Annotated in this window: 16 protein-coding genes; 8 read left to right on the forward strand and 8 right to left on the reverse strand. The window is 42.4% G+C overall.

Annotated features, from left to right (window positions below; translation table 11 throughout):
• Positions 1-28 precede the first annotated feature (28 nt).
• The 3 genes from ushA to EXT48_RS19440 form a co-directional block, all read right to left on the reverse strand.
• Entirely contained in the window at positions 29-1,618 is a 1,590-nt protein-coding gene (ushA, locus tag EXT48_RS19430; RefSeq protein ID WP_130165449.1) for a bifunctional UDP-sugar hydrolase/5'-nucleotidase UshA, read from the reverse strand.
• Positions 1,619-1,681: 63 nt separating this feature from the next.
• Positions 1,682-1,873, reverse strand: a complete 192-nt coding sequence (locus EXT48_RS19435) for a hypothetical protein (protein WP_039495063.1) — start codon at positions 1,871-1,873, stop codon at positions 1,682-1,684.
• Positions 1,874-1,975: 102 nt separating this feature from the next.
• Complete coding sequence (locus EXT48_RS19440) at positions 1,976-2,398, reverse strand: MAPEG family protein (RefSeq protein WP_069019300.1); 423 nt, start codon at positions 2,396-2,398, stop codon at positions 1,976-1,978.
• 117 nt (positions 2,399-2,515) lie between these two features.
• Here EXT48_RS19440 and EXT48_RS19445 point away from each other — a divergent pair, with 117 nt between their 5' ends.
• Positions 2,516-5,401 (forward strand): insulinase family protein, encoded by a 2,886-nt coding sequence (locus tag EXT48_RS19445; protein ID WP_130165450.1) that lies wholly within the window; start codon positions 2,516-2,518, stop codon positions 5,399-5,401.
• 118 nt (positions 5,402-5,519) lie between these two features.
• Positions 5,520-6,029: a GNAT family N-acetyltransferase gene (locus EXT48_RS19450; protein WP_130165451.1), complete on the forward strand. Its 510-nt coding sequence runs from the start codon at positions 5,520-5,522 to the stop codon at positions 6,027-6,029.
• Here the strand turns inward: EXT48_RS19450 and EXT48_RS19455 are convergent.
• The 4 genes from EXT48_RS19455 to EXT48_RS19470 are packed head-to-tail and all read right to left on the reverse strand — an operon-like array spanning position 6,024 to position 10,302.
• The gene (locus EXT48_RS19455; protein ID WP_130165452.1) at positions 6,024-6,602 is read right to left on the reverse strand and encodes a membrane integrity-associated transporter subunit PqiC; all 579 of its coding nucleotides are present in this window, start codon (positions 6,600-6,602) and stop codon (positions 6,024-6,026) included. The genes EXT48_RS19450 and EXT48_RS19455 overlap by 6 nt on opposite strands.
• On the reverse strand, positions 6,603-8,258 hold the full coding sequence (pqiB, locus tag EXT48_RS19460) for an intermembrane transport protein PqiB (RefSeq protein WP_130165453.1): 1,656 nt from the start codon (positions 8,256-8,258) through the stop codon (positions 6,603-6,605).
• Positions 8,255-9,448: a PqiA/YebS family transporter subunit gene (locus EXT48_RS19465; RefSeq protein ID WP_130165454.1), complete on the reverse strand. Its 1,194-nt coding sequence runs from the start codon at positions 9,446-9,448 to the stop codon at positions 8,255-8,257. The genes pqiB and EXT48_RS19465 overlap by 4 nt, the downstream gene beginning before the upstream one ends.
• A 59-nt stretch (positions 9,449-9,507) precedes the next feature.
• Positions 9,508-10,302, reverse strand: coding sequence for an acyl-CoA thioesterase II (locus EXT48_RS19470; protein ID WP_130165455.1), 795 nt, complete (start codon positions 10,300-10,302; stop codon positions 9,508-9,510).
• A gap of 262 nt (positions 10,303-10,564) precedes the next feature.
• Here EXT48_RS19470 and dnaK point away from each other — a divergent pair, with 262 nt between their 5' ends.
• The 6 genes from dnaK (at position 10,565) to EXT48_RS19500 (ending at position 19,130) form a co-directional block, all read left to right on the forward strand.
• Positions 10,565-12,487 (forward strand): molecular chaperone DnaK, encoded by a 1,923-nt coding sequence (gene dnaK / locus EXT48_RS19475; protein WP_010373090.1) that lies wholly within the window; start codon positions 10,565-10,567, stop codon positions 12,485-12,487.
• A 153-nt stretch (positions 12,488-12,640) separates the two neighbouring features.
• Positions 12,641-13,777, forward strand: coding sequence for a molecular chaperone DnaJ (gene dnaJ / locus EXT48_RS19480; RefSeq protein ID WP_045990341.1), 1,137 nt, complete (start codon positions 12,641-12,643; stop codon positions 13,775-13,777).
• A gap of 138 nt (positions 13,778-13,915) precedes the next feature.
• Positions 13,916-14,374: a Cys-tRNA(Pro) deacylase gene (gene ybaK, locus EXT48_RS19485; protein WP_130165456.1), complete on the forward strand. Its 459-nt coding sequence runs from the start codon at positions 13,916-13,918 to the stop codon at positions 14,372-14,374.
• Between the two features lie 277 nt (positions 14,375-14,651).
• Positions 14,652-16,907: an acyl-CoA dehydrogenase gene (locus tag EXT48_RS19490; RefSeq protein WP_130165457.1), complete on the forward strand. Its 2,256-nt coding sequence runs from the start codon at positions 14,652-14,654 to the stop codon at positions 16,905-16,907.
• 450 nt (positions 16,908-17,357) lie between these two features.
• A complete protein-coding gene (locus EXT48_RS19495) occupies positions 17,358-18,296 on the forward strand; it encodes a phosphotransferase (protein WP_130165458.1) in 939 nt (312 codons plus the stop codon).
• Positions 18,297-18,299: 3 nt separating this feature from the next.
• Complete coding sequence (locus tag EXT48_RS19500; protein ID WP_130165459.1) at positions 18,300-19,130, forward strand: EamA family transporter; 831 nt, start codon at positions 18,300-18,302, stop codon at positions 19,128-19,130.
• A 26-nt stretch (positions 19,131-19,156) separates the two neighbouring features.
• Here EXT48_RS19500 and EXT48_RS19505 read toward each other — a convergent pair whose 3' ends face one another.
• Positions 19,157-20,800, reverse strand: a complete 1,644-nt coding sequence (locus EXT48_RS19505) for a S8 family serine peptidase (RefSeq protein WP_130165460.1) — start codon at positions 20,798-20,800, stop codon at positions 19,157-19,159.
• Between the last annotated feature and the right edge of the window lie 134 nt (positions 20,801-20,934).

Below are 20,934 nucleotides of genomic sequence, written 5' to 3' on the forward strand. Positions count from 1 at the left end.
ATCACACCGCTTTATATGAGGTACCTTTTTATAAATCCACGGCCTTTATAGGGCTCTTCTTTTGGAAGTAATCTTTGAGGACCTGTGCATCAGTTAGGTCGGTAGCGGTATATTCTGGAAGATGATTAATCTTTGGATAACCGTCACCACCAGAAGCATTATAACTATTCACACTCATGCGGTAGGTCTTGCCGTCAGTCAATGGCTCGCCCGCTATGTGAACATTGGTTACCTTATCGTTCTTGATATCAAACGTAATATGGTGGAACTGTAAGTAAGCACCAGAGTCAGGTGGGAATTTGGCGACAATGTTTAAGTAGTTAATTAGGTCGTTGGCCTTCCAGTCTATATAAGTAATACGATTTTTAAATGGATGAACTTTCAGCACATCTTTGTAGCTGACATCACCTTGCTCTATGCTATCTCGGATCCCGCCGCCGCTGATAATGCCAAAGTCTGCTTCGACAGCTGCCATTTGCGCGTTAATGATAAGATCTGCGAGGTTGCTTTGCTTGAATCTCACTGTACTGCGACGGCCATCTAAGAAACTATCAACGTATCCCACAGCACCAGCTATTTGCGCTTGCCCCTTTTCTTGAAAAGGTGTTAAAAAAGCGAGCATTTGAGGATCTTCTTGAATAGTTTCACCAATCACATAGCCAGCTTTATTTTTTAAGTTTACTGGGATTAAGTTATAGCTAATCAAGGTTTTTGTATCACCATCAATCCTAAATACGGCTTTACCCACATACTTACCCCACTCATGTGCTTGCATAATCCAAACACCATTTTGATTATCAGGCTTACATGTTTTGCCAGGAGCAAAAGCTATGTCCTCGTTACCATTGTCGTCAACACAGACAGGTTCTTGAGAATGTCCACCGACTATCAAATCAAGCATACCTTTAGGAAGTCGGCGCGCAAGCGTTACATCACCGGGTGCATTGATACCATGATTGGCACCGTGATAGTGGCCCATATGTGTAACAGCAATCATTACATCTGGGTGGTATTTGGCTTTGATCTTAGGAACCCAGTTTTCTGTGGCTGCTAAAGGCTCAATAAAAGTAAGGCCATGAACATGTTTTGGATTGGCAATTTTAACAGTATCAATTGTCGTAAGTCCAAGGACAGCAATGGTCAATCCTGCACGCTCAATAATTGTGTAAGGCTCGTATGCTGGCATCTGATTTGTATTATCAAGAATATTTGCTGACAGTACTGGGAAGCTTGCCCACTCAATTTGTTTGGCTAGCACATCTCGAGTGTTATCAAATTCATGGTTACCAATTGCCATGGCATCGTAACCGAGTTTATTCATTCCTTTAAAATCAGGTTCGGCAAACTGTAAATCAGATTCTGGTACACCCGTGTTTATATCGCCTCCAGAAAGCAATATAACGGCATGTCCAGCTTTTTCGGCATCACTTTTTAATTGGTCAATTAAGGTTTTTCTGGCAGCCATACCATATTCACCTTTTTCATTTTGCCAAAAACGACCATGATTATCGTTGGTGTGTAATACGGTTAGGTATTCTGCTTGTTGCGACCGCTTAGGAGAAGAAAAATGGCATGCTGATAATAGCAAAGCCGTTGAAAGAATAAGTAAGTTGCGCATAATTTAGAAGCTATTTGATAAATTATGCGCGTATTCTAGATCATTATAATTATTTTAATAGTGCTAACACTCAAAATTGCTATATTTTCTGGTGTTTTGTGCCACCGCAGATACTCTTCTGTCCAGTTCAAACTTAGCTAACTCACATTTTGCATGGTCTGTTTCTATCATCCAGTTTAAAAAGCTCGCTGGCAGCGTGGAGTATGGCTCTCCAGCATGAAGTCCAAAATCGCAGATATCATTATCCTGTTTCATCTATGTGCCCCTGTTGTTCTTTTTGCCATCGCCATGCTAACAAATTGGCTCAGAGATTAAAGAACAATTAGCTAAAACGGATGGCATTTTTATTATTTTTAGTTATATAAGTGTTAAAAGTAATGTGATCCACTGCAACACAATGAAGGCACATCCTGCAAGGTAGAGGCGAAAACGCGTTCGAATATGATTACTACCGATATGAACATAGGCATGCGCAATACGACTAATTACAAACAGCAGGGCGAAGATGCTGAACCACAACGTAACAAGTTTCATTGCGAGTGCGGCAAGAGAAACCACAAAAAACAACACGGGAATTTCGAACTGATTAGTAAAATTTCTGGATGCCAGAATGACTTCTTCGGGCGCGTTGTCGAGCGCCATGGTTTTGAATTGATCAAACTGGATCTGTTTTTCTCGTGCAGCTTTAAATCGACGTTTACCCATAATGACCATGATGACTAAGGTCAGTAGAGTTTGTAAAAATAGCGCGGCGAGCAGTAAATAAATGGATGTCGGCATAGATTCCTCAGTTTACGAAGTGTTACAAAACAAAAAATTTCTATATTGCAAAAGCTTAGTCGAATGACGATGATAGTCTGGTTCCAAAAAGTAATTATCACAATAATGGATTGTTTTATGAAAAAGCTATTCGCAATTAGCACACTTACCTTAGCAGTTTTGACTGGATGTGGTACAACTTCTTCACTCAATCATTCAGACACGACTGAGAATCTTCTTTCAGAGCAACTGGTTGTAAGTCCTAATGATGATAGACAATATCAAACGTTAACCTTGGAAAATGGCATTGAAGTCATTTTGGTATCAGATCCTTCTGTATCGAAGTCAGCGGCAGCGCTGAGTGTTGGCGTTGGTCTACTACACGATCCTATGTCTCAGCAAGGGATGGCGCACTATCTTGAACATATGCTATTCCTTGGTACAGAAAAGTATCCAGATAGCAAAGGTTATTCTGAGTTCATGACCAAAAACGGTGGGGCACACAATGCTTACACTTGGTTGGATATTACTAATTATATGTTCAAAGTAAACAACGATGCCTATGATGAGGCGTTAGACAGATTCTCCGACTTCTTTAAATCTCCAAAGCTTTACCCTGAGTACACAGAAAAAGAAAAAAATGCAGTAAACGCAGAGTGGTCTATGCGTCGTGAAATGGACTTTTTTGGTCAATTTAAACTTGCACGAAACATGATGGGAGAGCATCCAGCTAATCGCTTTCTTATTGGTAACCTAGAAACGTTAGGTGATAAAGAAGGTAGCAAACTACATCAAGAGACCGTTGCTTTTTATGATAAGTACTACTCTGCGAATATCATGAAGTTAGCCATGATTTCTAACGAGCCGATTGAGCAGATGGTGGCCAAAGCGAAAAAGCATTTCACGACAATCATGAATAAAAACATCGAGAAGCCAGAGGTTAAGCAATCGCTTAACTTCGATAACGTTGGGCAGAAGTTGGTCCACTACAAACCAAATGAAGACGTAAAGACGCTACAGCTTGATTTCACTATCAAAAACAACGCAAGCGCGTTTGCGGTTAAACCGAACTATTTCATTACATACCTTCTAAGTAATGAAATGGCGGGTAGCCCAGCTCAAGTACTAAAAGATAAAGGCTTAATCTCATCGTTAAGTGCATTCGCGACACCAAATAGTTACGGCAACTATGGAACATTGCAGATTGATATTCAGTTAACCGATGAGGGCTTAAAGCAACGCGAGTTAATTACAGGTACGGTACTTGATTATATCGATATGATCCGTGATAAAGGCGTCGATAGCCGTTACTTCAAGGAAATCCAAACGTCGCTAAATAATCAATTTAGGTTTTTAGAAAAAGGCGATGAGTTTGGTTACGTCAGTAACCTTGCGGATAGCATGCAGCATTACCCAATGAACCACGCTATCAATGCGAGCTACTACTATGCGCAGTTTGATGCTGATGCTGTTAATGCCGTCTTGAAGCAATTAACACCTGAGCAAATGCGGGTATGGTATATTAGTAAAGATGAACCTACTGATGCAAAACTACACTTCTATGATGGTGAATATCAGATTGTAGACTTAAAGCGTAGCGATTTTGATAAATGGAAAGAAGAGGCAAATTTCGATTTAGCACTTCCTAGTGTAAATACCTTGCTACCTGAAAACTTCGCACTGAAAACATCTGCGGATGATGCGAAAAAGGGCGTTCAGAAGGTTATTGATGCTGATGGCGTAACGGTTTGGCATGCTGCGAGTGAGCGTTTCTACCAACAGCCTAAAGGTAGTCTGAAAATCTACGTTAATAACCCAAGTGCATTAAAAGACATCAAAACTGAGGTTGCACTGTCGATTTGGGCTGATTTATACCGCTTGGATAAAGCAAAGTTAATGACGGAAGCGAGCATAGCGGGTATGCATCTTGGGCTGACTCCTGCAAATGGGATAATGCTAGATATTTCAGGTTTTACAGATAAGCAAGCTTTATTAATAAAGGATGCGCTCTCTGGTGTTCGTGTAGAAACGAATAAACGGGCATTTGACCAAGCCATTGATCGTTACGTACGTGGCATTAAAAATCAAGAGAAAGAATTCCCATTCAGACAAGCTTTCGGTGTTTATCAAAAACTTATCCGTTCAGGAAGTTATGATGATTCTGCATTGATATCAGCAGCTAAATCTTTGACTCTGGCCGACTTAGATAAAGTGCAAAATCAAATTCTGACGAATAATCAAGTTCGTGTTTTTGCCTATGGCAACTACGATAAAACCGATTTGCAAACAGTAAAAGAGACACTCGACAATGCGCTGCCTAAACGCCAAAAAGTGACCAAGTACGCACGTGCTAAATATTGGCAACCAGAGCAAAAGCAGACACTTGTATGGCAGCAAGACATTGATGTTGCTGATGTTGCTGTAATCGATTTTGCAGTGCACCCAATCAAAGGCTATGCGCAAAAGGCGGCGGCGATGGTGCTTCAAGGGCACTTAAGGACGGCGGCGTTTGAACGTCTGAGAACCGAAGAGCAGTTAGCGTATGCGGTTGGCGCAACGAGTGTTGCTATTGACGAATATTCAGCGCTAGGCTTTTATATTCAAACACCAGTAAAAGATGCTAAAAGCATGCAAGCTCGTTTTGACGCGTATAAAGATGAATACGCTAAAGACTTAGCCGCGTTAGATGGGGCAACGTTTGAGCAGTTAAAAAATGCAGTGTTAGTCTCATTAACCGAAGAGCCAAAAAACCTTTCTGAAGAACTACAACCATTAATAGGCGATTGGTTCAAAGAAAATATGGCGTTTGACTCCGAAGCTAAGTTAATCGCTGCAGTTAAAGCGGTCACATTAGAAGATATTAAAGCGTACTATCAGCAAACTGTAATGAACACCAATGCTGCTAGACTAAATATTCAATTACGCGGTGCTAAGTTCCAAGCTGAGCCGTTTGCAGATTTACCGAAGCAAACTAAGCTAGACTCAGTTGAGCAAATGTATAAAAACGTGAAATTCCAACAGTAACCAGTCGGTATTTCAGTAGTAATGAAAAGCTGGGCAAATTCGTTTCCCAGCTTTTTTATTCGCTTATGTAAATGCTAAAGTTCCTATGGAAGTTAATTATGATATTTTTGGAGGCAGAATGACGATAGCGACGGGAGAACGGATCTTTTTAAGGAAAGCAACTTTAAATGATGCCGGCTTCTTACTCAGGCTTTTGAATCAAAAAAGCTTTATCGATAACATCCGTGATAAAGGCATAAAAACGCAACAACAAGCTGAGGAGCATATCGAGCAAGCTTACCTTATTCCCTATCAAATTGGTAAGCCTGCAGCTTACATCGTTGTAGAAGCAAGCAGCAATACTAGTATTGGGTTGTGTGGCTTATATCAAAGGCCTTTTTTTAATATTCCAGACTTAGGTTATGCGCTTTTAGATGAGTTTACCAGAAAAGGCTATGCGTCTGAGGCCGTTAGGTTACTTATGGAATATGCTAAATTAGAACAAAGCTACATCAAGTTAGGTGCAATTACATTAGAAAGTAACCGCAACAGCATTAACCTACTTAGCAAAGTGGGATTTAGTCGTATTGGTAAAATAATAATTGATAATGACTTAACACCTGTAGTGGTGTTTGAGTGCCAACTATAAATGCAGGCTTATTTGTGCAGTTAGTTGGTTAAAGTTTTTTTGATGTGCAGATACAAGAGCACTAAAGCCATCCTGCTCAAGCGTTGCTTCAAATTGGAATGGTTGCACTTGAGTTAGTTGATAGCTCCCTTCTTTGTATTGGTAAAGATACCAAGTCCCACCCATCACAGCACCTTTTTCAAAGTGCCCTGCAAACTCGTTAATTTCTACAACGAGGCGTTGATGTTCTTGCGTGTTGCGATAAAACTTATCGCTTTTAATTGCAGTGGTTTTATTGGTTGCATTTAACGCGTTTACTAAATTCCAAGTCAGCATATCGGAAGGTGGCTGAGCCCAAAAATGAAAATTAGCGATATTTACTTTGTTTTCTGGTTGATATTGCACTAAAGCTTGCTGATCAAACAATTCAATCAACTGCACTTTATCAACCAAGAGAACGTGATTGAGCTCAACTTGCTTTTCGTCAGCGACACTCTTTGCTTCTAACTGATAATAACTAACCGGCTGCGATGGATTCGTTATGCAGCCCGTTAAACAAAATAAAAGCAAAAATGTCGCTAAGCCAGTCTTCATTTATTTTTTCCTTGGGAGTGGATCTGTACCGCTCTCTTTATTGAAAATAAGCATATTCGGTTGCTCATTCAACCCTTTAGAAATAGGCTTTAAGCGATTTGACAAACTTTCAAGTTCTTCAAGGGTATTACTAAGTTGATCCATAACACCTGAACCTTTTTGGTACTGAGTCATGGTTTGCTCAAATTGCTTCAAGCTTGATGTGAGCTGGCTTAACGTATCTTTTAAGCTCGTTAAATTACCGCCAACCTTGTCTGTTATATTGTTATTATTGATAGACTCTACGAGTTGATTCATTTCCATTGCTAGTAACCTGTGTTGCTGAAGGGCACCTTCTAGTTCCTTAACAGTTGTTTCAAGAGGTAACCCATTTAACTTGTTCAGTAAGCTTGTGACCTGTTCAGAAAGTGCTGTAATACCGCTCGGAACGCTAGGTAATACTGGATAAATAGTCGTTTTGTTTGAACTAACGACTTCTGCACTTGGATAAAAGTCTAACTCTATATATACCGCACCTGTTAACAAATTGCCACTTTTTAGTGATGCTCTAAGGCCGCTGCTAATCCATTTGTCTATATTTTCTGACCAATATGTTTGTGCAAGCTGTGCATCTTCGTAAATGCGGCCGTACTCAATTTTAACCAATACAGGCACAGAAGTGTTATTTTGTTGAAAGTATAAAGGTCTATCGTCGCTAACACCAGTCGCAGGAACTTGTTCTATCGTGCCAATTCGCATACCTCTATATTCAATTGGTGCGCCAGCTCGAAGTCCTCGAATTGATTGCTCAAACTCAATGAGATAGTAATCAAAGTGATCAAAACGTTGCTCTAAAGCCATTGCAAAGTTTTTGTGTAAGGCGTAGGTTTTGTTTTCGAGCGCCGCAGTGCCGCTTGGCATAGTTGGTGGATAGTCAACAGAAATCCCGCCCTTGATCATCTTTGCTAGCGATCCTGTCGACACTTCAACGCCTTCCGTTGATAGTTTAAAATCAATGCCGGAACTAATCCAGAAAATAGCGTTGTCGGTGATAAGGGTATCGTATGGCGAATAGATAAAAATGCCGTACTCCATTTTTAAGCTTTCGACACTAAAATGTGCTGACTCAATTTGACCCACTTTGTAATTGCGGAAAAAAATACTGGAGCCAACGTCTAACACTTCAGCATCTGAAGCCACGAGTTGATAGCGTTTTCCTTGTACCTCTGAGCCGATTAGTGCAGGTTCATCCATTAAGGTGAAGATGCTCGAACGTGCTTTTGCTTCACCGGGAGAGAGCTCTATATATACGCCAGAGAGTAGCGTATTCATGCCCGAGATGCCGGATTCGTCAATTCGAGGTTTAACTACCCAAAACGATGAGTCTTCGGCCAATAAGTCACGGTAGGGCTGTAAAATCCGAACTTTTGCTACCACTGCATTTTGCGCTAATTCAAGCTTTAATGACTCGACTAATCCGACCTTAACGCTTTTAACTCTCACCTCAGTTTTGCCGGCAATAATACCATCTGCGTCAGTCATTTTTATAAAAATAGTGTGGCCTTTATTTGCCTGATGTTGATATAACATCCAGCCTGTGATGAGCAACGCGATAATTGGAATAATCCAAATCACTGAAAATTTTGGTTTGTCTTCTATATCAGCTTGAGTAGTCATTGATTATTTTTATCCCACAATAATCTTGGATCAAAACTATTAACGGCTGCGATTTGGCAAAGCACCATCAAAGTAAAAAATACGATACCAATTTCCGGTTCGACATTTAGCACCGTACCAAGTTGCACCAAAGACACTAAGATAATCACCACAAACACATCTATCATCGACCAGCGGCCAATGAATTCGAGCAAGCGATACACTTTTGTTGCTGTGATTGGGTCTTTGGGCTTTTTAACTCGTATTAGTAAGTAACTCAATAGTAACGCTTTTGCGATAGGAATACATATACTTGCGAGAAAAATAAGTGTTGCTACGGGATAAGAACCGGCTTCCCAAAGCACTTGAACACCTGAAAAAATCGTTGCAGGAGTATGGAGCCCAAGACTAATGGTATCCATGATGGGCAGAAAATTAGCAGGTACAAGTAGCACGACGCTGGTGAGCATCCAAGCTAAGCTTTTTTGCGTAGATTGAGACTTTCGGTATTTTAGTTTGGCGTAGCAACGCTGACACTTTTCACCTTCACCCAAAAAGCCACAAACCTTGCAACGCTTTAGTGTGGAAGATAAATTCTGTGGCTCCACTAAGTGACGATTACATTGAGTCTGATTACGCCACATGTACTCATGATCAAAAAGTGAGAGCGCTTCAATAAAACACAAAACGAACAAAATATAGGCCCAAAACCCAAGTCCCATCTCCAATTCAGCGAAAGACATTAATTTAAAAGCGCTCACGAGCACGGCCACTAAAAATATGTCTGTGAGATTAAGCGGTTTCAGTGCTGAAAGTAATTTGGCTAAATGTCGGGCATTGTGCGCATTGATGATTTGCCAATACTCGGTGTGTGCAATCAGTAGCAATGAGCATACGGCAACAGGCATGACTAAGATAGTGAAGGCAAATAATCCAGCGAGAAAATAACTATAATGTTCAGCTAACAATATGAGCGCTTGCCAGAGGCTCACAACTTGAGTGATACCATGTTGCGTGTAGGAAATAAAGTTTGGAAATAAGCTTGCGAATAAAAATAGTAACGCAGAAAAGCTGAAGGCTTGTACTAATTGATTTTGGTGCCCTTGTACATGGCACAACACGCACCGACAGTTTGGGCACACCGCACGCTTTTGGGACTCGATAGCGTCTATTTCAACAAGCGTATCGCATTCAGGGCAAGCTGTAATCACACAAAAATCCGTTGATTCCTTTTATGCTAGTTTGCTTGATGCGCCCAAATTTATCAATGTTAATCAAATACTGCGACGGTTTGGCGGCTTAGGGCGAGCAGCTTGCCATCTTGTGACCAAATTTTAGCATCTTCAATACCATAACCATTTTGGCTATGGTGGGTAACGGCTTCAAAGCCCAGCCAAGACTCTGAGTCGAGTGAAATATCACACAAAAACTCTATGTACCAAGACATACTGCTGGCGGGGCTTGGCGCTTTACACATCTGGAGTAAGGTTGGCGGCCATGAATCAGCAAGAGCCAGTGTATGTAGTTCATTTACCGATGTAGTTTTTGCTTTAAATCGCATCCAACCACCTAGATTTGAAGATGGTGCACCTGAAAATGGTAAAGCCCCTTGCTGGGCATTGAGCGCGACGTGCTGGAAAAATGCAGGCATCACACCTTCTTGGTATGGAAGAACTGCGTTTGGATTAACATCTGAAAGAGTAGGGCTATCGACATTTGTAACTTGGATAGCGGATGCTCTATCCTTGCCAAAGCACCCGATAGCAATAAGACAAACCTCGCCTGATTGGATCAGTTGAGTTTGCATTTGGGTTGCATTTTTTCCGCTACGCAAAATCGTTGTTGCAACGGTAAATGGTGCGCCTTCTAGCAGTGGTCCGACAAAGTTAACGCTCACAGAGAGCAGCCGACGAGGCTCTGTCAGTTGGTGCTTCATGCTTTGTACCGCGATTGCTGCAGACAATCCGCCAAACGCAGTGCGGCCTTGACACCAACTTGCAGGAAATGTCATTTGTGTTTGCGCTTGCTGTAAATGCTCCGACTGAATAATTTCATCAAATGTCATGTTGTCATTTCTCATTATTTATTATGTTGCACTTAGCATAACTGGTCTAACCAGGTAATCAAGCGTCAAATACATCGTATTTTCGTCTTCACTTGTTTCAAAATAAGCAATTAAGGCTGCTTTTTTGACCGAAACGTTCGAAAAGTAAAAAAATTTCAATTTTTTTCATTTTTTTTTAGTTGTGACGCTTGAATTACAAATCGGTGACCTTATTTATCAAATCAACTAACTGAACAACGAATTTTGAAGTCGGAGATGATTCATGGGTAAAATTATTGGAATCGATTTAGGTACTACTAACTCTTGCGTAGCGGTACTTGATGGTGACAAGCCGCGCGTTATTGAAAATGCTGAGGGCGACCGCACAACTCCTTCTGTTATTGCATTTACAGATGATGGTGAAACACTAGTCGGTCAGCCAGCAAAACGCCAGGCAGTGACTAACCCTAAAAACACACTATACGCGATCAAGCGTCTAATTGGTCGTCGTTTTGAAGATGAAGAAGTACAGCGTGACCTTAGCATCATGCCTTTTAACATCGTAAAAGCGGACAACGGCGACGCTTGGGTTGAAGTACGCGGTGAGAAAAGAGCTGCACCTCAGATCTCAGCTGAAGTTCTTAAGAAAATGAAGAAAACAGCGGAAGACTTTCTTGGTGAGCCAGTAACAGAAGCTGTTATCACAGTTCCTGCATATTTCAACGATTCACAGCGTCAAGCAACTAAAGATGCTGGTCGTATCGCAGGTCTTGAAGTTAAGCGTATTATCAATGAGCCAACAGCAGCAGCACTTGCTTACGGTATGGATAAGAAGCAAGGCGACAACGTCGTTGCAGTATACGACTTAGGTGGTGGTACATTCGATATCTCAATCATCGAGATTGATGAAGTTGAAGGCGAGCACACGTTTGAAGTACTAGCAACTAACGGTGATACTCACCTAGGTGGTGAAGACTTTGATAACCGCGTTATCAACTACCTAGTTGCAGAATTTAAGAAAGACCAAGGCATCGACCTAAAAACTGACCCGCTAGCGATGCAGCGTGTTAAGGAAGCGGCTGAGAAAGCGAAGATTGAGCTGTCTTCAGCACAGCAAACTGAGGTAAATCTACCTTACGTTACTGCTGATGCAACAGGTCCTAAGCACATGAACGTTAAGCTAACTCGTGCAAAACTTGAGTCACTAGTTGAAGACTTAGTTGCGCAATCAATCGAGCCGCTAAAACGTGCACTTGCTGATGCAGACCTTTCTGTAAGCGACGTAAATGACATTATCCTAGTTGGTGGTCAAACACGTATGCCACTGGTACAGAAAACAGTAGCTGAATTCTTTGGCAAAGAGCCTCGTAAAGACGTAAACCCTGATGAAGCGGTAGCAGTTGGTGCTGCGGTTCAAGGTGGTGTACTTGCGGGTGACGTGAAAGACGTTCTACTACTTGACGTTTGTCCTCTGTCTCTAGGTATTGAGACTATGGGTCAAGTAATGACTGCGTTAATCGAGAAAAACACGACTATCCCTACTAAGAAGTCGCAAACGTTCTCAACAGCAGAAGACAATCAGTCTGCAGTAACAATTCACGTACTACAGGGTGAGCGTAAGCGTTCAAGTGATAACAAGTCTCTAGGTCAATTCAACCTAGAAGGTATTCGTCCAGCGCAGCGCGGTGTGCCACAAATTGAAGTTACTTTTGATGTGGATGCTGATGGTATCTTACATGTGTCTGCGAAAGACAAAGACACAGGTAAAGAGCAGAAGATCACAATCCAGGCTTCTTCAGGTCTAAGCGATGAAGAAGTAGAAAAAATGGTACGTGATGCGGAAGCAAACGCAGAAGAAGATAAAAAGTTTGAAGAGCTAGTTGGCGCTCGTAACCAAGCTGATGCACTTGTTCATGCTACACGCAAGCAAGTTGAAGAAGCGGGTGACGACCTTCCAGCTGATGACAAGACTGCAATTGAAGCTGCACTTGGCGAGCTAGAAACAGCAATCAAGGGCGATAGCAAAGACGAAATCGATGCTAAGACACAAGCACTAGCAGAGAAATCTCAGAAGCTTATGGAAATCGCTCAAGCAAAAGCGCAAGCTCAACAAGCAGGCGGTGATGCAGGTGCCCAACAAGGTTCAGCGAAAAAAGACGACGATGTAGTTGACGCTGAATTTGAAGAAGTTAAAGACGACAAGTAATTGTAGGTCTTGAGTGAGGGCGCGCTGGCTGTATGGCTTGTCGCGCCCTACGTGTTTATAAATTAGACTGTTGTCTGGCATTAATTTGCGAGCGACAGAACTCAGCAGAGTTTGCAACGACATAAGTTGCCAAGAAAGAGTAGTGTGATAAAAATGTCTAAACCTGACTATTATGAAGTATTAGGTGTTGCAAGAGACGCCAGTGAACGTGACATTAAAAAGGCGTATAAACGTCTTGCAATGAAATATCACCCAGATCGTACTGCAGGTAACACCGAACTCGAAGCAAAATTCAAAGAAGTAAAAGAAGCTTACGAGGTATTGACTGATAGTCAAAAACGCCAGATGTATGATCAATACGGCCATGCAGCTTTCGAACAAGGTGGTGGTGCTGGTCATGGTGGATTTGGCGGCGCTGGCGACTTCGGCGATATTTTTGGGGACGTATTCGGTGATATCTTTGGTGGCGGTGGTGGCCGTCGTCAATCAAGACAACAGCGTGGCGCGGATTTAAGATATAACTTAGAGTTAAGTCTTGAAGAAGCGGTACGTGGTAAGCAGGTTGATATCCAAGTACCAACTTGGGTGAGCTGTAAACCATGTGATGGTAGTGGTGCGAAAGCAGGTTCTAAGCCTAAAACTTGTACAACCTGTCATGGTGCAGGTCAAGTACAAATGCGCCAAGGCTTCTTTGCGGTACAGCAAACTTGTCCAACTTGTCAGGGCACAGGTCAGATCATTTCAGACCCGTGTAACAGCTGTCACGGACAAGGCCGTGTGGAGAAAACGAAGACACTTAACGTTAAGATCCCAGCAGGGGTTGATACGGGTGATAGAGTACGTTTGTCTGGCGAAGGTGAAGCGGGGGCACATGGTGCTCCAGCCGGCGACTTGTACGTACAAGTGAGTGTAAAAGAGCACCCAATCTTCGTACGTGACGGCAACAATTTGTACTGTGAAGTGCCAATTAGCTTCACAACGGCAGCACTCGGTGGTGAGATTGAAGTGCCGACGCTAGATGGCCGCGCAAAACTGAAGATCCCATCGGAAAGTCAAACAGGCAAAATGTTCCGTATGCGTGGTAAAGGCGTGAAATCTGTGCGTAGCGGTGCGGTAGGCGACTTAATTTGTAAAGTTGTCCTTGAGACGCCAGTAAACTTAAACGAGCGCCAAAAAGAGCTTCTGCAAGAGTTTGAAGAGTCTATGGGTGAAAACAACGGTAAGAACCGTCCTAAGGCACAAGGCTTTTTTGACGGCGTTAAGAAGTTCTTTGATGACTTAACTAAGTAACTTAAGCTTATTGAAAATGCCCGCTGCGATAGCGGGCATTTTTGTTTTGACGGATGATGGAGCTCATCGTAAGGCGATAGCATAAGCGTTTGTTTCTTGGTATAACAGAAATCAACATCTGCTTAAAAGGAGTTTGTAATGACACCGGCAATTAACCTACTTAAAAAGGCGAAAGTGGCGTTCCAAGTGCTGCAATTTGAGCATGACCCTAATGATCATGACTTTGCTAATGAAGCAGCGAAAAAGCTCAACCTAGACCGAGAAAAAGTATTTAAAACCCTGCTGATTGACGTTGATGGTAAATTGTATGTAGCTGTTTCTCCCGCCACGCAACAAGTGGATTTAAAAGCCTTTGCTAAAGCGTGTAAGGGGAAAAAAGCACAGCTTGCAGATCAACAAAACGCGCAAAAGGTAACTGGTTATTTAATTGGTGGTATAAGCCCGTTTGCGCAGAAAAAGCAGCTGCCCACGTTACTTCACGAGAGTGCTTTAGCATTTGAGCAAATTTATGTTAGTGCGGGTAAGCGGGGAGTTGAAGTCGTTGTTTCACCTGCTACGGTAGAGCAGCTATGCAAAGCAAAAATTGCACTGTTTTAATGGCAGTGCTCAGCGTAAAAACCATCTTGATTACAGATAAAATGCCAGTCTAGAACTGCTCAGGCTGTCAAAGCTTCTCGTTCACTCCTATTTTTCCCCTAAGAACAGTAATTTACTTTTCTCAACTTACAGCTGTAAGCCATTAATTTAGCAGTCATTTATATTAATCACTCGATAACTCAGTAAAAAAGCCGTTAAAAAATTAAGTAGAGTAATTGATCTAAACGAATTTTTATGCCGTAATGTAGGTATATCTATCTGGTCGGATGAGTTAATTATGAGCCTAAGAACGAATTTAAGAAAGATCCTCCCAAGCATTTCAATCACAGAACAAGAAGCATTAGATGCCGGTGATGTTTGGTTAGAAGGGTCAATTTATCAAGGTAAGCCTGACTTTTCGGCGCTTCGTGCTGTACCTGAAGCTAAGCTAAGTGCAGAAGAGCAAGCTTTTTTAGAAGGTCCAGTTAAAGAATTAATGGGTATGATCGATGACTCGGAAATTCAAAATGGCAAACACCTGCCAGAGCACGTGCTTGAATTTTTGAAAAGAGAGAGATTTTTCTCTTTGATCATTCCAAAAGAATACGGTGGTCTAGAGTTTAGTCCTTACGCAAACTCAACGATTGTAGGTACGATTGCGACTAAATCCTCTGCGGTAGCGGTAACGGTGATGGTTCCTAATTCACTAGGTCCGGGTGAGTTATTGCTTCATTATGGTACTAAAGAGCAGCAAGCGCACTACCTTCCTCGCCTAGCAAACGGTCGTGATATTCCGTGTTTCGCGCTAACAAGCCCTGAAGCTGGTTCCGATGCCGGTGGCATTCCGGACCAAGGTATTGTTAAAAAAGGCATGCATAACGGTGAAGAAGTACTCGGTCTTGAAGTAACATGGGACAAACGCTATATCACACTTGCGCCGATTGCGACGGTACTCGGTTTAGCCTTTAAAGTATTGGATCCAGAGGGATTACTAGGCGGTAAAAAAGAACTAGGGATCACCTGTGCGTTAATTCCACATGACCATCCAGGTGTGCAACTTGGTAACCGTCATGACCCGATGGGGATACGCTTCTATAACGGTACGACACGTGGTGAAAAAGTCTTTATTCCAATGGACTTTATTATCGGTGGCCAGAAGAATATCGGTCGCGGTTGGCAGATGTTGGTAAGTTGCTTAGGTGCTGGACGTGGTATTTCTTTACCAGCGCTAGGTGTTTCAACTAGTCAAGTCGCATTGAAATCGGCATCAGAATATGCAGCGGTACGTGAGCAGTTTGGTCTTTCGATCGGCCAGTTTGAAGGTATTCAAGAAAAGCTTGCTGATATTGCAGGCAAAGCATACATGCAAGAGGCAATGCGGGTATTAACAACAGAAGGTTTAGGTATGGGTCTTAAGCCATCTGTAGTAACAGCAATTGCAAAATACCACATGACTGAAACTGGTCGTGACGTATTGGACTCTGCAATGGATATTCTTGCAGGTAAGGCTATTCAAAACGGTCCTCAGAATACCCTTGCAAGCGGTTATGTTGCCCAGCCAATAGCGATTACCGTAGAAGGTGCAAACATTCTAACGCGTAACTTGATGATCTTTGGTCAAGGTGTAATGCGCTGTCACCCATATTTGCAGTCGATGGTTGAATCTATTCACAGCGAAGAGAAAGACGCCGACAGTAAATTCCGTGGTATTTTGACAAAAACAGTTAGCTATAGTGTTGCCAACAGCTTACGTGCTTTCAAATACGGCCTTATGCCTTTCACTGCCGATGCAAAGTCACCATTACCTGAAGTGCGTGCGTATGAAAAAGCCGCGCATAGATTAGCAGCTAAGCTTGCGGTATATGCAGACTTCTCACTACTTGTGCTAGGTGGAAAACTGAAGCAAGCAGAAATGCTGTCAGCACGCCTTGGTGATGTAATGAGTCACTTGTATGCAGCGATGGCTTCAATCAAATACTATGAGCAAAAAGTAGCGGTAGCAGAGCGTGAGCAAGCAGCACCTTATTTCCATTATGCGACAAGGCATGCACTTATCAGTGCTGAAGAAGCGCTACATAAATTCTTAGATAACTTCCCGGCAAGTGGTACTCGTAAATTTATGCGTGTGATCACGATGCAGTTTAGTGGCAAACAAATGCCTAAAATTAATGATGATATGATCAGAGAGTTGGCCGCCGCGGCGCAAATGGATACGCCAATCAAAGCGCAGCTTACTCATCTTGTGAAGCCTACCGCAGGTGATGGTCATGATATCAATGAGCAAGCATATAAAGCTAAGATGGGTTGCCTTGACCTGCTTGCCAAAGTTAAAAAGGCAGTTCGCAAGCGCGAGATCCAACCAGGTGTTCGTTTCGAGCAAACATTAGATAATGCACTCGTTAGTAACCTTATCAACGAAGAAGAGTACGCAAAACTGGTTGATTACAATCGCAAGCGTGAAAAAGCAATCCGAGTGGATGAGTTTGACTTCGATTTAAACTTGTTAGATGAACAAAGTGCGAAAGAAACAGTCAAGCAAGCTGTGAATGAGTAAGTTAAACAAATAACTTTTTTGTAAAAGTAAAAGCCCTTAATCAATTGGTTAAGGGCTTTTTCATGTTGGGTAAAGATAATAACACCAGCTATAATTATCAAGCACTGTAAAACGGTTTGCTTATTTATACCAATTTGTCTTAATACTAGCTCAATTTGAAGGAGCATATCTGACGTTAACAGCGTTAAAAATTTTTTATTTAGAATAACTAAATAGCAAAATTTTTGCCTTGTCTATATGGATGTAGGTACCTTGGCGGGAGCAGGATGCGGAAGCGGTGTTATCAACAAGATTTCTTCGTCTCAAAATAGATCACTTAATTAAGCAAATTGGTATTCGTAACAGTAAGTAAAGGGTTGTACTGTGTTTAAGTAACCTGAGTTATACAATAAAAAAGTTTGGCTATTTATTGAACTGCTTTCAGGTTAAATAACAAAAAGGTGTAACACAGTGAAAATAAGTATTCCGAACGATGTAATTTCTGCGCCTATGTCAACACAGCAAGAGCAACAATTATGGAGCGGTTGTGGTGATATGTTATTTATCAATCATGATGCTGGGAAGCTTGCAATTAAGCGCACTAAAGTGCCTAGTGACATTGCACATCGGCGAATTGCACAATCTTCAGTAGCGCTTGCGCGTAAAGCTAAGTCTTATCAAGTAGAACGTCACTTTTACAAGCATCATGCATGCGAGTTACTCTCACCCTGCAATACGCCTAGTTATTTAGGTGAAGGGGTAAGTGAAGGGATGGACTACATCGTCTTTAGAGACTTCTCAACTCAAGGTTTTTCGCAAACCGCTAATCCATCCGAGTCACAAATATTAGCAGTGATAGGGTGGTTAGCTAAATTCCATGCTCACTTTTTACAAAGCCCAGCAGAGCATGTGTGGGAACAAGGAAACTATTGGCACCTAGATACACGACCGGATGAGCTTGAGCGAATGCAGCACAGTAGCATTAAACAAGCGGCGCCACGATTACGAGATCGTATCAAAAATAGCCATTGGCATACTTGGATCCATGGCGACGCCAAGCTTGCTAACTTTGCCTTTAATGGCGACCAAGCGCTAGGATTCGATTTTCAGTATGTCGGAAAGGGTATTGGTGTGTCAGACTTAATGCTGTTTATTACATCGGTATTAGACGAAAAGGAACAGCTCCTGCATGCTGATGAGTATCTCAAGTTGTATTTAGATATGTTGAGAATAGAATTATTAGGCAAAGCAGCCTCTATTGATATCGCTCAGATCCTTTCTGAGTGGGAGTCGTTGTGGCCTGTGGTGTGGGCTGACTTTTATCGCTTTCTATTGGGTTGGAAACCGGACCATGTAAAAATCAATGATTACATGAAATTTCAAACGGAAATTGCATTACAACAGGGATAATAAATGGTCATAGCCTTATTCAGTGCGTTAAATTGGGCTGTATTTGATTTTTTACGAAAAAGGCTAGCGAGCCATTATTCAGCCGCGCAAATGTCGGTGATATTTAGTCTGCTAGTCTTACCTGCATACATTGGCTATTGGTTGGTTGTTGACAAACAGCTCCCAAGCTCTGCTTATATAGCGCCTGCGATAGCTAGCGGAATTTTGGCGGCAATTGGTAGCGTAAACTTTATTCAGGCGCTTTCGCTTGGGCGAATGGCGGTTATCCTGCCTCTGTTATCCATCACTCCAGCACTTGCAGGTGTATTTGCTTGGTTGCTACTAGGAGAACCTTTAACCACACTGCAGTCAATACTAATCGCTGCGATTGTTCTTGCTTCGTTTTTATTGCAAGGAGGCAGATTCTCTTTTCAAGAGCCTGGTGCAAAACAAGTTGCGATCACCTCTTTTTGCTGGGGGCTTTGCATCGTGTTCGATAAACAGGCTTTGCAATACAGCTCGCTCTCTTTTCATGCTGGGTTTCTAACCTTTATGGTATTTTTTGTTAATCTAATCTTGTTACGACCACAGTTTAAAAATCAAAATTTCCGCGCACATTGGTTGCTCTGGAGTATTTCTTCAGTGGTATTCGCTGTCGCTGTTATCTTTCAAATGCAGGCGTTAACCGAAATTCAGCCGGGGCTTGTTGAAGGATTGAAAAGAGCCATTGGTATAGTCAGCGCGAGTATGCTTGGAATGTGGTTTTTTAAAGAGGCAATTTCAACAAAAGAATGGCTTATGATCTCTGTTATTCTGTGTTGTAGTGCAATGTTAGCATTAAACAGTGGCGCTTAAGCGCCACTTAAAATTACTAATTGGTATTACTTACACTGCGCGACTTTAGTCCAAACGTTTGAGTAGATCTCTGGGCTTGCGCCTTGTGACCAGTACGTAGCACGGTATTCAAAGCCTTTGAATGAAACCCGGTCGCCCGTATTGTAGAACTTAGTTGCATTCCATTCTTGGATACCATTACACCCAGCTGGTGCATCACTAACGGTAACTGCTAGTGTCTTAGAAGCAGTTCTGTTATTTGAAGCTGTCACAGTGAGTGTCACTTGATATGTACCAGCACTCGCGTAGGTGTGTGATGGGTTAGTTTGTGAGCTTGTTGCACCGTCACCAAATTCCCACTGATAACTACCTGCTGTTGATTGGTTGTTAAATGTCGCAGTGAGGCCGGACACGCTGAAGTTAAAGTTTGCATTGACTGCACCTGAAGTATCACAACCATTATTTGTTAGATAATCAACCGCCGCTTTTGCTTGCACAATACCATAGCCGTAAGAAGTATCACGACCTGCTTGGCCTTTGTCTTTTGCTGTTGTATTAAGCACTTGGCGAATTTGCTGAGCAGTACATTGCGGGAAGTGGCTCCACACTAATGCTGCGACACCAGAAACATGCGGTGTTGCCATTGAAGTCCCACTAATACTGCGATACGCGCCATTATTCCATGTTGAGTTTACACCAACCCCCGGGCCTGCAATTTCTACTTGGCTGTTGTATTGAGAGAAAGAGGCTTTTGACTCAGAGCTATCGACCGCAGCCACAGATACAACTGCATTATACGATGCTGGGTAGCTCAACGAGCTATTACCCGCGTTGCCAGCGGCTGCGATATGTAGCATGCCACGCTGATAACTCTGCTCAAATGCGCTTCGTTCTGCCGTAGAGCTGCCGCTGCCACCTAAACTCATGCTAGTTACATTGGCGCCAGCCTGCTCACACTGCTCAATTGCTTTAATGAGGTCGGAACCGTATGCCCAGTTACCTTGGTCGTTAAACACTTTAACAATATGAAGACCTAGTTGCCCTGATGGATTCACCCCGACCACACCTGTGCCATTACCACCTAGAGCGGCGATTGTGCCGGCAACGTGTGTTCCGTGGCCGTTACCATCGTTACTCCACACACCTGTGTCGTAGTTACCGTAGCCGTCATTACCAGTAATGCCTGTGCTAGGTAAATCTTGGTGACCTAGCGTATAACCTGTATCCATAATACAGACTTTACGGTTGCCGCTGTAGCCGTCAGATACTTGGTTAGCTTGCACCATATTAATGCCGTAAGGTGTTGTTTCAGCAAGTAAATCAATTGCTGAAGTTTTTACACTTGGCAAATAGCGTTTAGGGTCAACTTCTACGTGTGCAACATTACCGCTTGCTTGTAGTTGTTGCATTTGCGCTGAAGAAACTTCGGCGACATATGCATTAATGCTTGGTAATGTGTTGACTGCAGCAGTACCCAAGGTGGAGTAGGCAGCTTCAGACAAAGCCTGCGCTTTAAACTGCGCCGTTTCTGCTTGATTTAAGCGCACTGGCAGAACATTTGGTGTTGCGCTGTCTTTTAACGTGACAATAACGCGCTGTGTATCTGCGTGAGCAACTGAAAGGCTTGCACAAACGCAGGCGCTAAGGGTCGAAAGCTTAAGAAGTTTTACTACTGTATTACTGTTTTTCATATTTCACCTGTTTTACATGTTGTTTACGTTTGTTACTAAAACAGGTGTTGACATCGCTGTCAATGCGTAAATATTAGACAGGTTTAAATTGCATTATCTTTCTGGATTTTGTTTAATGCATTAATTAAACGTTC

The organism is Pseudoalteromonas sp. CO348 (genome assembly GCF_004208845.1).
Taxonomy (GTDB): Bacteria; Pseudomonadota; Gammaproteobacteria; order Enterobacterales; family Alteromonadaceae; genus Pseudoalteromonas; species Pseudoalteromonas maricaloris.

Bases quoted from the DNA above. Each gene is read 5' to 3' on its own strand.
- ushA (WP_130165449.1), bottom strand. From the start codon at position 1,618: ATGCGCAACTTACTTATTCTTTCAACGGCTTTGCTATTATCAGCATGC.
- EXT48_RS19435 (WP_039495063.1), bottom strand. From the start codon at position 1,873: ATGAAACAGGATAATGATATCTGCGATTTTGGACTTCATGCTGGAGAG.
- EXT48_RS19440 (WP_069019300.1), bottom strand. From the start codon at position 2,398: ATGCCGACATCCATTTATTTACTGCTCGCCGCGCTATTTTTACAAACT.
- EXT48_RS19445 (WP_130165450.1), top strand. From the start codon at position 2,516: ATGAAAAAGCTATTCGCAATTAGCACACTTACCTTAGCAGTTTTGACT.
- EXT48_RS19450 (WP_130165451.1), top strand. From the start codon at position 5,520: ATGACGATAGCGACGGGAGAACGGATCTTTTTAAGGAAAGCAACTTTA.
- EXT48_RS19455 (WP_130165452.1), bottom strand. From the start codon at position 6,602: ATGAAGACTGGCTTAGCGACATTTTTGCTTTTATTTTGTTTAACGGGC.
- pqiB (WP_130165453.1), bottom strand. From the start codon at position 8,258: ATGACTACTCAAGCTGATATAGAAGACAAACCAAAATTTTCAGTGATT.
- EXT48_RS19470 (WP_130165455.1), bottom strand. From the start codon at position 10,302: ATGACATTTGATGAAATTATTCAGTCGGAGCATTTACAGCAAGCGCAA.
- dnaK (WP_010373090.1), top strand. From the start codon at position 10,565: ATGGGTAAAATTATTGGAATCGATTTAGGTACTACTAACTCTTGCGTA.
- dnaJ (WP_045990341.1), top strand. From the start codon at position 12,641: ATGTCTAAACCTGACTATTATGAAGTATTAGGTGTTGCAAGAGACGCC.
- ybaK (WP_130165456.1), top strand. From the start codon at position 13,916: ATGACACCGGCAATTAACCTACTTAAAAAGGCGAAAGTGGCGTTCCAA.
- EXT48_RS19490 (WP_130165457.1), top strand. From the start codon at position 14,652: ATGAGCCTAAGAACGAATTTAAGAAAGATCCTCCCAAGCATTTCAATC.
- EXT48_RS19500 (WP_130165459.1), top strand. From the start codon at position 18,300: ATGGTCATAGCCTTATTCAGTGCGTTAAATTGGGCTGTATTTGATTTT.
- EXT48_RS19505 (WP_130165460.1), bottom strand. From the start codon at position 20,800: ATGAAAAACAGTAATACAGTAGTAAAACTTCTTAAGCTTTCGACCCTT.